The sequence below is a fragment of the Lacinutrix sp. genome (assembly GCF_029238095.1).
Taxonomy (GTDB): Bacteria; Bacteroidota; Bacteroidia; order Flavobacteriales; family Flavobacteriaceae; genus Lacinutrix.
The window spans coordinates 58,634-69,479 of the sequence record NZ_JAQWGS010000015.1 but is presented as its reverse complement, the minus strand read 5'-3'; the positions used below and the strand labels follow the sequence as shown (position 1 = coordinate 69,479).

The 10,846-nt window shown below is 31.2% G+C and carries 11 protein-coding genes; 7 read left to right on the top strand and 4 right to left on the bottom strand.

Annotated features, from left to right (window positions below):
* From P8H50_RS04905 to P8H50_RS04895, 3 genes are all read left to right on the top strand, one after another.
* On the top strand, window positions 1-594 hold a 594-nt coding region (locus P8H50_RS04905), incomplete at its 5' end, for a hypothetical protein (RefSeq protein ID WP_300206196.1).
* A 23-nt stretch (window positions 595-617) separates the two neighbouring features.
* Window positions 618-845, top strand: coding sequence for a DUF2892 domain-containing protein (locus P8H50_RS04900; protein ID WP_300206194.1), 228 nt, complete (start codon window positions 618-620; stop codon window positions 843-845).
* Between the two features lie 61 nt (window positions 846-906).
* Entirely contained in the window at window positions 907-1,422 is a 516-nt protein-coding gene (locus P8H50_RS04895) for a hypothetical protein (protein WP_300206192.1), read from the top strand.
* An 82-nt stretch (window positions 1,423-1,504) separates the two neighbouring features.
* On the opposite strand, the gene P8H50_RS04890 is transcribed toward P8H50_RS04895, so the two are convergent.
* The 4 genes from P8H50_RS04890 to P8H50_RS04875 all read right to left on the bottom strand — a co-directional run bounded on the left by P8H50_RS04890 (window position 1,505) and on the right by P8H50_RS04875 (window position 5,025).
* On the bottom strand, window positions 1,505-1,966 hold the full coding sequence (locus P8H50_RS04890) for a winged helix-turn-helix transcriptional regulator (protein ID WP_300206190.1): 462 nt from the start codon (window positions 1,964-1,966) through the stop codon (window positions 1,505-1,507).
* 97 nt (window positions 1,967-2,063) lie between these two features.
* Window positions 2,064-2,300, bottom strand: coding sequence for a hypothetical protein (locus P8H50_RS04885; RefSeq protein WP_300206188.1), 237 nt, complete (start codon window positions 2,298-2,300; stop codon window positions 2,064-2,066).
* Between the two features lie 348 nt (window positions 2,301-2,648).
* Window positions 2,649-4,091 carry a DASS family sodium-coupled anion symporter gene (locus P8H50_RS04880; RefSeq protein WP_300206186.1) on the bottom strand — a complete coding sequence of 481 codons (1,443 nt, stop codon included), beginning with the start codon at window positions 4,089-4,091 and terminating at the stop codon, window positions 2,649-2,651.
* Between the two features lie 7 nt (window positions 4,092-4,098).
* A complete protein-coding gene (locus P8H50_RS04875) occupies window positions 4,099-5,025 on the bottom strand; it encodes a hypothetical protein (protein WP_300206184.1) in 927 nt (308 codons plus the stop codon).
* A gap of 54 nt (window positions 5,026-5,079) precedes the next feature.
* Here P8H50_RS04875 and P8H50_RS04870 point away from each other — a divergent pair, with 54 nt between their 5' ends.
* From P8H50_RS04870 to dcuC, 4 genes are all read left to right on the top strand, one after another.
* The gene (locus P8H50_RS04870) at window positions 5,080-6,576 is read left to right on the top strand and encodes a PLP-dependent aminotransferase family protein (protein WP_300206182.1); all 1,497 of its coding nucleotides are present in this window, start codon (window positions 5,080-5,082) and stop codon (window positions 6,574-6,576) included.
* 101 nt (window positions 6,577-6,677) lie between these two features.
* The gene (locus P8H50_RS04865; protein WP_300206180.1) at window positions 6,678-8,396 is read left to right on the top strand and encodes a lamin tail domain-containing protein; all 1,719 of its coding nucleotides are present in this window, start codon (window positions 6,678-6,680) and stop codon (window positions 8,394-8,396) included.
* A gap of 73 nt (window positions 8,397-8,469) precedes the next feature.
* Window positions 8,470-9,474: a lamin tail domain-containing protein gene (locus tag P8H50_RS04860; RefSeq protein ID WP_300206178.1), complete on the top strand. Its 1,005-nt coding sequence runs from the start codon at window positions 8,470-8,472 to the stop codon at window positions 9,472-9,474.
* A 9-nt stretch (window positions 9,475-9,483) separates the two neighbouring features.
* On the top strand, window positions 9,484-10,845 hold the full coding sequence (dcuC, locus tag P8H50_RS04855; RefSeq protein ID WP_300206176.1) for a C4-dicarboxylate transporter DcuC: 1,362 nt from the start codon (window positions 9,484-9,486) through the stop codon (window positions 10,843-10,845).
* Window position 10,846 lies beyond the last annotated feature (1 nt).

The following is a 10,846-nucleotide window of genomic DNA, read 5'->3' as shown; positions in this document are numbered from 1 at the left end:
GAAATGGTAGTTAGTACTCTTAAAGGTATGATGGACACAGGCTGGGGAAAGAACATTCAAGGAACAAAATCATTGTTTTCTTATCAGTTTAATGGTCCAAACCAAGCAACACATTCTATTCAATTTTGTTTTCCGGACGAAGTGGCATTTGCCAATTTCTTCACTTCTTGGAGTTTGTCGACAGAAGCCCAACTTTTCGGTGAAAAGTTAGGAAAATTTACAGAAGGGATTAATCAAGCACTAAATACACCTTTATGGTATAAAAATGACTGGTCAAATGATCAAGCATTTATGATTTATCAGCTTGATATTTCTGATACTCAAGCTTATCTAAATATATTTAAAGAATTTACTCAGACTATGGCGAAAAAATTAGGTTTTGAAAATAATTCTTATGGAATTGGTTATCCAATCATTGGTAAGGTAAAAGATTTCACGCACTTTGTATGGATAGGTGCTAATGATGTGGAGTCGTCTCTTAGGCAAACAAAACAAATGCTATCTGATGATTTATTTGTGTCTTTTTCAAAAGATGCAGCTGGTATAAGAAAAGTAGTAACGACGACTATGATGGTACGAGTGATGAATTTTTAAATTAATTAACAAAAATTAAAATTATGCAAAACAAAAAAGACATTTTAAAAGTAAGAGCTCACGATGCAATTGTGGGATTTATATATCTAATTTCAGCAATTTTAGCAATTCAAGTAAGCTTGGATTTTATTTGGATCGCTTTGGTAACTGCTGCACTTCAAATTGTAAGCCCATTAACAAAATTTTGCCCTGTATATGCAATTTTGAACAAAATGATGCCAGATACTACTCCCATTCAAAATGGTAAATAGAATCAAGGTTTTTAAAACAAAAATTATAAATTAAATATTCAAAAATTTAAAAAATAAACTAATGAGAAAGTATAGTTTACTATTAGGGCTAACTATAATTTTTAGTTGTAATTCTAAAATGGAAAAGGCTACAGATACCCAAATAGGGTTCGAAATTTCTAATAAAGGAGAAAAACTTATTTTAAACGCAGGAGAAATGGCATCAGTTGCTATTTGGGAAAAATATATTGATGCTCACAATAACAGAGACATTGCAGCAATTAAATCTATGAATGCTAAAAACATTAAGGTATACGGTCCAAGAGGAGAGTTTATAGAGGGTTTAGAGGCACATGAAGAGTTTCTTAAAGTTTGGTTTAGTACCAATAAGCCAAAATGGAGTCCAAAATATTATATTGCTAATAATGTAGTAAATACTAATGGTGATATAGAGCAGTGGGTAACTTCAAGTTTAAACTTGAGTTTAGTAGATGGAGAGAAAGTTTTGAAAGTTGTACAGGTTAATGACGCTTTGATTAAAGATGGTAAAGTTCAAAAATTTTATGTTTACGAACGTATAAAGCAAGATAATGAGTAGTAATTTGGCTTGTTAAAAAAATATAAAATGTTTTTAAAAAGTTATTTACTACTAATTTTTTGAACCTTAACATTAGGTGATTCTAAACTCCTATAGCTTGATTAACTTCATTCAATAATTTTTCTTTGAAAGTTAAATAATTTTTCAATTTAGAATTCTGAAAAGCTTTTCGATTGCCAAGAATATTTTCCTTAATTTTTAGTTGATCTTCATTTAAAATAGATTCATCTATATCCATAATAGAAAATAGATAAAGTTCTATAATAATAATCAACGTAGAAACTCCTTTTTCAGTAGCTATATATTGTCTACTTTTTTTTGTACTGTTTGGATTTAAAAGTATTATTAAACCTTTATCAGTAAGTGCTTTAAGTCTGTTTGTTAAAATATTTGTGGCAATTTTTTCTTTTGAATTCAGAAACTCTTTGAATCTTGTTTTGTGATGTAGCAACATGTCTCTTAAAATAAGTAAGGACCAATGGTCACCTAGTAAGTATGTTGATTTTGCAATTGCACACGTTAATTCTATATCTTTTAATGCCATCCCGCAAATTTACTATGTTTTTTTATTAATTAAACTTTAAAACCCTGTTTTTAACAAAAAACAGGGTTGCATTTATTAATAATAAATCTTTAATACTTTATTGTTTACGTTTTAAAATATTTATTTCAAAATCTTTTATAAGTTCAAATTTACCACGTGATGAAATTAATTTAATAAATTTTGGATTTTTTTCTAGCTTGTCATAAAGTAATAAATGATCATCAGTATCTTTTCCCGTTAATGCTAACCAATGCGTTGCTCCATTTGGAAGTCCAAAATCATAAGTTCCAAATCCAACGACTCTTCCTTTAAAATCATCAGCAAATTCACTCACTATCTTATCAGGGAATCTCTAAAAATGAATAAATAAAAATATATGAAAAGAGCATGCTAAGAGTTTTATCACCCGAGGGAATGATTATTTGCGAACAGCATGTGTCCGCCAAAAACCAATAAATATAAACATATCCACAATAAAATGGATCATTATTATTGTACTTTAAACAAAACAAAGAATATCTTTTTTTATATGTGATCGATTGTTTTGGATATACCGAAAAATCTATTTGTAGCTGGATTTTTGGGTGGCAGGATTTAACTATTGTTTTTCTTTTGTTCTTTACCACCCTCAAAGAACATTTTTAGGTTAAAAAAGAAGATGTTTTGAACCTGTAATTATATTCTATGTTAAATTCCAAATTATTGGAAGGACATAATATACGATTATAGTGAGTAGAATAATGGACAAAATATTCATCCAAAAGCCTTTTTTTATCATATCTTGTATTTTAAGATAACCTGAGCCGAAAACAACAGCATTCGGTGGTGTTGCAACCGGTAACATAAAAGCGCATGATGCTGCTACAGTTGCTCCCACTAATAAAATGTAAGGATTTATGCCTATTACATTTGCTAGGGAGACAAGTACAGGAAGTAACATTGCTGTTGTTGCTAAATTTGAAGTAATTTCCGTTAAAAAATTAACTGCGGTAATTAAAATTAATAATAATAGAATTAAAGGAAGTGTTTCTAATGCGATTAACTGATTTCCAATCCAGAGAGCTAATCCACTAGACTCGAAACCAAGTGCTAAAGCCATCCCACCACCAAATAATATAAGTATATCCCAAGGTAATTTTATGGCATCTTTCCATCTAATCAGATTATGGCCTTTTTCTTTACTGGGTAATAAAAATAAAACAAATGCGGAACACATTGCGATAATAGTGTCATCAATTTGTGGAAGAAATTTTTGAAGTAAAAATGACCTACTAATCCATGCAAATGCTGTTAAGATAAATACCAAAAAAATCATTTTTTCTTCATATGAAATACTTCCTAATTTTTTCAATTGGTTGTTTATTTCACTTTTTCCGCCAGGGAACTCTTTTAGTTTTAATTTAAATGCAACCCTTGTTATGTAGATCCAAGTTAAAAATAAAAATACAAGACTTATTGGAAATCCAAATATAAACCATTGAGAAAACGTTATTTCTACACCATAACTTTCTTGCACTACACCTGCTAAAACTAGATTTGGTGGTGTGCCAATCAGTGTAGCCATTCCTCCAATTGACGCACTATATGCTATTGCTAGCATTAAAGCTTTACCAAAAATTTGATTTTCATCTTCAATAGTATCAGGGTTATCTTTAAGTTGTAATACAATAGCAATCCCAATAGGTAAAATCATAACAGCAGTTGCAGTATTAGAAATCCACATGGATAAGAAAGCAGTAGCAACCATAAATCCCAAGATAATATGATTTACATTGGTTCCAACTATTCTAATAATAGTTAAAGCAATACGCTTGTGAAGATTCCATTTCTCAATAGCAATTGCTAATACAAAACCACCAAAAAAGAGAAAAATATATTTATGTCCATAAGAAGCCGTCGTTGCTTTTAATGCCAACCCACCGCTCAAAGGAAATAGTATTATAGGTAATAAAGCTGTAATTGCAATATGTAAAGCTTCAGTAATCCACCAAATAGCTACCCAAGCTGCTGATGCTAAAACCGCATTTGCAGGTTTACTTAGTCCTTCAGGGTGAAAGAAAATTAATATAATAATAAACATAATTGGACCAAGAAATAGCCCAATATTTTGTTTGGTTAATTTCATATTTGAATTAATTAAAAATTAAGTTTGCCGCACTTTCTGAAGCGGTTAAATAATTATGAGTTCCTTCTTCATTAATATGCAAATCCCAATTAAATTCTAAATTATTTTCTTGAGATAATTGCAAAGCTTCATCAAAAAAATGATTGGCTCTTTCTAAGCGGTTTAATCCCTGTGCATCAGCAAATTGATTATGTCTTAAACCAGCCGAATTAGGGTCGTTATCCAACTCACCTATTTGTATTGTTAATTGCTTTTCAAATAAATTTTCAAAAGAATTGTCTTCTAGTGGACTGTTTTTAAAACCATATGGAAAATTAATATCTAAATCTGGGACTGTATACCATCCTGAACCAGAAGATACAACTTTATCGAATCTAGCATTGGGCTTAAACATCATAAACCGATGAGCAAACTGTCCTCCTGCAGAGTGTCCAAAAATATGATATTTAGGTGTAGAATTATTAAGGCTTTGCTTTATAAAGTCGAATAAGGGTTCTATTACTGAAAAAGCCCATTCTTCTTCAGGATTCAATGTGCCTATTGAAGGATTATCGCCATCGATAAACACATTCCCAAGATTATAACCATCACCACCAGGAAAATTAGCTATTGAAAACTCTGGCACTATAACAATAAAATTAAATTGATTTGATTTTGCTATCATGGCATCCCGATAATCTTTGGCATTTCTTCCGGCTCCATGAAAAACGAAAACAATTGGCGTATTATTAGTAACATATATAGGTATATGGTAATAGGTTTTAATAATTAAAGATTGAAAATCTGAAAATTCAAAATAACCACTTCCTGTAACAAACTCGTCTAGTATTACGGGTCCATTAATTGAATTATCTGAGTTATCAGAGCAGGATGTGAAAGAAGATAAAATACTTAGAATAAAAAGTATCCTTAGGACGTGATTGTGAGACTTCATCTTGCTAATAAAGATTTTATTTAGTTATTTTTACAATACCAATTTTTACAAATTATGAATACCAATTATAAATTTGCCATAAATAGAATACATAAAGAATATCTTAATCAAGAAAAATTTAAACCATACACCAAGTATGTTGTACTCTATCGCTCTATTAAACAATGCATTTTAAATCATGAGTTACCTCATAATTGGTTATTACCATCAACACGAATTTTGGCTCAAGAATTAGACTTGTCTAGAACAACAACAAATAAAGCATATGAATTACTGCAATTAGAAAAATTAATTTTATCTAAAGCTGGTTCGGGAAATAGAGTTAACCATGATAGTTCAATAAATAGTGAAACATTAATCAACAAAAAAAAATCTATCAAAAAAAACTTATACCCTACTATTTCACAAAAAGGTATTTCATATTTAAAAAACTTCTCACTACTTAACAGGCCACATGATATCAATTTGGCATTTCGCCCTGGTTTGCCACCAATAGATGTATTTCCTGTAAATCAATGGAAAAAATTGCTAGATGCTTATTGGCGACATATTAAATCTTCTGGTTTATCGTATTCAAGTTCAACAGGTATTGAGGAATTAAAAAAAAGTATTCGTAATTATTTAAATGTAAGTAGAAATATTAAATGTGACTATGACCAAATAATTATAGTTTCTGGATCTTTACAATCTTTATACCTCATCACTAATGCTTTAATTGATAAAGGTGATTCGGTAGTGATTGAAAACCCACTTTTTCCAAATGTACATTCCGTTTTTAAAAGTTCTGAAGCTAATTTAATACCTATTGATTTAGATAACGAAGGTATTGATATTACCCAAATGAATACTATAAAGAAACAAGTTAAAATAGTACATGTAACACCTTCAAATCATTACCCTTTAGGAATAAAAATGAGTTTAAAAAGAAGGCAAGAAGTGTTGAATTGGGCAACAAAAAATAAAGCCTTAATTATTGAAAACGACTATGAAAATGAAATTGCTAATTCTGTTGAAAGCATTCCAACCATTTTTAGTTTAGATGTTGAAGATAGAACTATTTATATGGGAACATTTAATAGATTATTGCATCCCTCTATACGTCTAGGGTACATGATTGTTCCAAAATATTTAGTGAATACAGTTGCTGCAATCCAAGAGCATTCACACAGATTTGTTACACCTTCAATTCAGGTAGTTATGAATCAATTTATTGAAAAGAATTATTTATTTCAACACATAAATAATAGTATTGATGTTGCTAAAACACGGCATGATTTATTTATTTCATTATTCAATGAAAAAAGTAAAAACATGTACATACAAAACAAGTCTTTTTCTAGTTTTCATGTTTTAGCATTATTCAAAGATTATGTTTCTGTGGAAGAAGAAAAAAAATTTATTGAAAAATTAAAAAAACAAAATATAACTGTATTTTCATTAAGCAAATGTTATGTTGGCAAACCTAAACTTAAAGGTTTAATTATAGGTTATTCGTCTGTAAAACCAAATATTATAAAAGAAAAAGTAAACAGTATGGTCAAATTATTATAATTCACAATGCTAATTGGTATTTTTTTTTTTAGTTAACTGGTATCTTATTTCTTTTTAATCTAGTTTTACTTTAGTGTCTAATTAAACTAAAACTAATTATTATGAAAAAAATTTACATTTTGTTTTTATTAATTTCATTTGGTGGGTTTGCCCAAAACGTTACGATAACAAAAATTATAGAGACTGGTTGTGCTACCCCTTTCGTTAAAACCGTTGAGCTGTATGTTGATGGCACGGTCAATTTTGCCAATTTTGGTGCTGATGCCTTACAAAATACAGCTGATGATGAAGTTATATTAAACTACATGAACAATGGTTCGTCTTGGGCAGCTAATCAAATAGATATTTCTGCTTTAGGTACCGTTACAGACTCTTTTGTTTATATCGTGCGAGATATTGCATTGATGGAAGCTGAATTTCCATCAACAACATTTAACGCTTCCAATACCGTTGGAACTACCAACTCTACAAATGGTGATGATGGTTATCAAATTGTGTTAAACGGCGTTGTTGTAAGTCAATTTGGAAAAACTGAAACAGATGCAGATCTTGATACTGATTCTAATTGGAATCATAATGATGCCGTTGCGACTAGATTATCAAATCCAGATTTAGGTACTTGGAATCCTTCGGATTGGGTAATTACCGCAGAAGATGATTTAGATGTCAATACTTCTTGCCAAACGGCTGGAGCTACAAGTCTAGAAGCCTATTTTAATACTTTAGGAGGAAATTACCCTTTAGGTTCTGGTTCTGGATGGACACCTACTGGAGCAACTTGCACCACTGTTTTAGTAGCAACCTCTGTTAGTTGTAACACTACTTTATCTGGAGCTACAGATGATACCTATACAGCCTCAATAGATTTTTCTGGAGGTGATAATGGTAATACATTTGTAATTGGCTCAACAGCAGGGTCTGTTGGTGGTGATGACCCAAGTTTGGTTGCTTCAGGTACTATTACGATTACAGGGATAACTGAAGGAACAAATATAACAGTTTCAGTGAGTGATACTGGAGATGGCGGTGTTTGTGATTTATCTGTAGATATTGAAAGTCCAGGTTGTATACCATTAATTATTAATGAAGTACATTATGATCCTGCTACTGACATAACAGGTGATGCAAATGGCGATGGTGTTAGAGATGCATTACAAGATGAGTTTATAGAGTTTTATAATAATTCTAATGCAACTCTTGATATAAGTGGTTACACAGTTTCTGATGGAGCTGCCTTAAGACATACATTTCCTGCTTCAACTATAATTCCAGCAAACAATATGTTAGTAGTTTTTGGAGGAGGATCACCAACTGGAAGTTTTGGAGGTTCAATAGTTCAAACAGCATCGGAAGGAGAATTGAATTTAACTAATGGCGGAGATGTAATCACTATTGAAAACCCAAGTGGAGATGTTGTTTTACTATATGATAGTACTGTTACAGGAATAAATCATGGTTTAAATCAATCAGTTACAAGATCACCAGACTTTACAGGTAGTTTTACATTACATACTGATGCCAATGCTAGTTTGCTCTTTTCACCAGGAGAATTAGTAGATGGTTCAACATTATCAGTTGATCAATTTATCGCAAATAGTTTTAATATTTATCCTAACCCGATAACAAACGGTTATGTAAATATCGTAAGTAAAAATTCTGGAACTATTAAAGTTGTTGTATTTGATGTTTTAGGACAACTAATTAGTAATTCAACACTGATTAATAATAAACTAAATGTTTCTGCATTAAATGCTGGAATATACTTTTTAAAAGTTTCTCAAAACAATTATACAAGCACTAAAAAAATAATAATTAGGTAAATAACATAAAAACAATAGAGCATTTTATATTTTCTTAAAATGCTCTATTGTTTAATCTTAATACTTCTCATACATGAAATCTTATCACTTCTTTAAAAAAGCAATTTTTGTTTTTGGTATAGTATTTTGTTTTGCTTCTTGCGATACGGAAGATATCTTACCAGCATTAGAATTATCTGCTAGCGATACAAATCTTAGTGAAGCTAGTGGAACAATTACTCTTTCTGCAATTCTTAATTCTGCTGCAACGCAACAATTGGTAATTCCACTTTCAATCTCAGGTACTGCAACACAATCAAGTGATTATTCAGTAAGTGCTTCTGAAATTACAATTAGTGCTGGTACTACTTTGGGAAGCGTAACCCTCACAGGGTTGCAAGATAACACAGTTGAAGGTGCAGAAACACTTATTGTAAGTGTTGGAAATGTGCAAAATGTAATTCTGCTTTCAGAGACAGAAATTACAATTTCTGTTTTAGACGATGACTCTGATAGTGATGGTGATGGTGTATTAGATGCAAACGATTTATGTCCAAATGAAGCTGGTGAAGTAGATAACAATGGTTGCCCATGGTTAGGGTTTATAATTAATGAAGTGCTTTACGATCCAGCTGGAGACTTAGCAGGTGATGCTAATGCAGATGGAACTCGTGATGCTAATGAAGACGAATTTATAGAATTTTACAACTCTGGTCCAGAATTAGACTTAAGCGGTTATACTGTGTCTGATGCTTCTAGTTTAAGACATACATTTCCATCAGGAACAATATTAGCACCAAATGGAGTTTTAGTTCTTTTTGGAGGAGGAACACCAACAGGAAGTTTTGGAGGCGCATTAGTGCAAATAGCTTCTGAAGGGTTATTAAACATAACCAATTCAGGTGATGTGATGACGCTTGCTGATACTTCAGGAAATGTAGTGCTCACTTTTGATAATTCTGCATTATCTGGAAATCCAGATGAATCTTATACAAGAAATCCAGACCTTACAGGAGATTTTGTACAACATGCAGGAATTCCAGAAGCTAATGGTGATTTATTTTCACCAGGAACCAAATTAGATGGAACTTCATTTTAAAACCAGTTAATGAGTTATTTAGGAGCCATAATATCACTATTAGTTATAGTAGTTGCTGGAAGACTTTTATTAAAAAAGTACAATCCGCATGCAGTACTATTGGTATCTGGTTTGTTAATGCTCATTGTGGCTCAAGTTTTAAATTATAATTTACCAACACTTAAAGACCCAACAGGTTTTTATGGATTTGATTTATTTAGATATATAAAAGAATCTTTTAGCAAAACTAATGCTGGCGTTGGGTTAATGATTATGGCAATTGGTGGTTTTGTAGCTTATATAGATAAAATAGGTGCCTCGAATGCATTGGTTTTTGTAGCAATGAAGCCTTTAAAATTCTTTAAAAAGAAACCTTATTTAGCTGCTTCATTAGTAATTCCAATAGGTCAATTATTATTTACGGCCATACCATCTGCAGCAGGTTTAGGATTGCTTTTAATGGCATCAATGTTTCCAATTTTGGTAAATTTAGGAGTTAGCAGGTTGTCGGCAGTTTCAGTAATTACAGCAACTACAGCCTTTGGTATTGGTCCAGCATCTGCAATTACTGCTAGTGCAACTAGTATCACAAGTATAGACTCAATAATTTACTTTTTGAACTATCAAATCCCTTTAGTTTGGCCATTAAGTATTGTGATGATGATTACCTATTATTTTGTGAATAGTTACTACGACAAAAAAAATGGCTTTGAAAAAGAACAACACAAAGCCGAAGAAAAAGAATTAAAAGCACCATTAATTTATGCGTTAATTCCAATATTACCAATTATACTTTTAATCGTGTTTTCAGAAATTTTCAACATTTTTAGTGTGCCAATTTCTTTAGATACAACTACAGCAATGTTTATAAGCTTATTCGTAGCATTGATTTTTGAATTCATCCGAACCAAAAAAATAAAAGAAGTTTTCAACTCTTTAAATACATTTTGGAGTGGCATGGGAAACATTTTTAAAACGGTAGTAACCTTAATTATTACTGCAGATATTTTTGCAAAAGGCTTAATAAGTCTTGGGTTTATCGATGGCCTATTAGATCTGACTCAAAATCTTGGTTTTGGTGCAGTAGGAATTGGTATAGTTATGACTATTATGATTTTTCTAGCATCAATGCTAATGGGAAGTGGTAATGCATCATTCTTTGCCTTTGGACCATTAGTGCCAAAAATAGCGAACAAATTAGGTGTAGAAAGTGCTTCCATTATTTTGCCAATGCAATTATCGGCATCTATGGGTAGAACAGTATCACCAATAGCAGGTGTTATCATTGCTACTGCAGAAATTGCTAAAGTATCAACAATTGAAATCGTAAAGCGCAACATCATTCCATTTTTAGTCGTACTAGTGGTAATGTTAACATATCATTTTATATAAC

Bases quoted from the DNA above. Each gene is read 5' to 3' on its own strand.
- P8H50_RS04900 (WP_300206194.1), top strand. From the start codon at position 618: ATGCAAAACAAAAAAGACATTTTAAAAGTAAGAGCTCACGATGCAATT.
- P8H50_RS04895 (WP_300206192.1), top strand. From the start codon at position 907: ATGAGAAAGTATAGTTTACTATTAGGGCTAACTATAATTTTTAGTTGT.
- P8H50_RS04890 (WP_300206190.1), bottom strand. From the start codon at position 1,966: ATGGCATTAAAAGATATAGAATTAACGTGTGCAATTGCAAAATCAACA.
- P8H50_RS04880 (WP_300206186.1), bottom strand. From the start codon at position 4,091: ATGAAATTAACCAAACAAAATATTGGGCTATTTCTTGGTCCAATTATG.
- P8H50_RS04875 (WP_300206184.1), bottom strand. From the start codon at position 5,025: ATGAAGTCTCACAATCACGTCCTAAGGATACTTTTTATTCTAAGTATT.
- P8H50_RS04870 (WP_300206182.1), top strand. From the start codon at position 5,080: ATGAATACCAATTATAAATTTGCCATAAATAGAATACATAAAGAATAT.
- P8H50_RS04865 (WP_300206180.1), top strand. From the start codon at position 6,678: ATGAAAAAAATTTACATTTTGTTTTTATTAATTTCATTTGGTGGGTTT.
- P8H50_RS04860 (WP_300206178.1), top strand. From the start codon at position 8,470: ATGAAATCTTATCACTTCTTTAAAAAAGCAATTTTTGTTTTTGGTATA.
- dcuC (WP_300206176.1), top strand. From the start codon at position 9,484: ATGAGTTATTTAGGAGCCATAATATCACTATTAGTTATAGTAGTTGCT.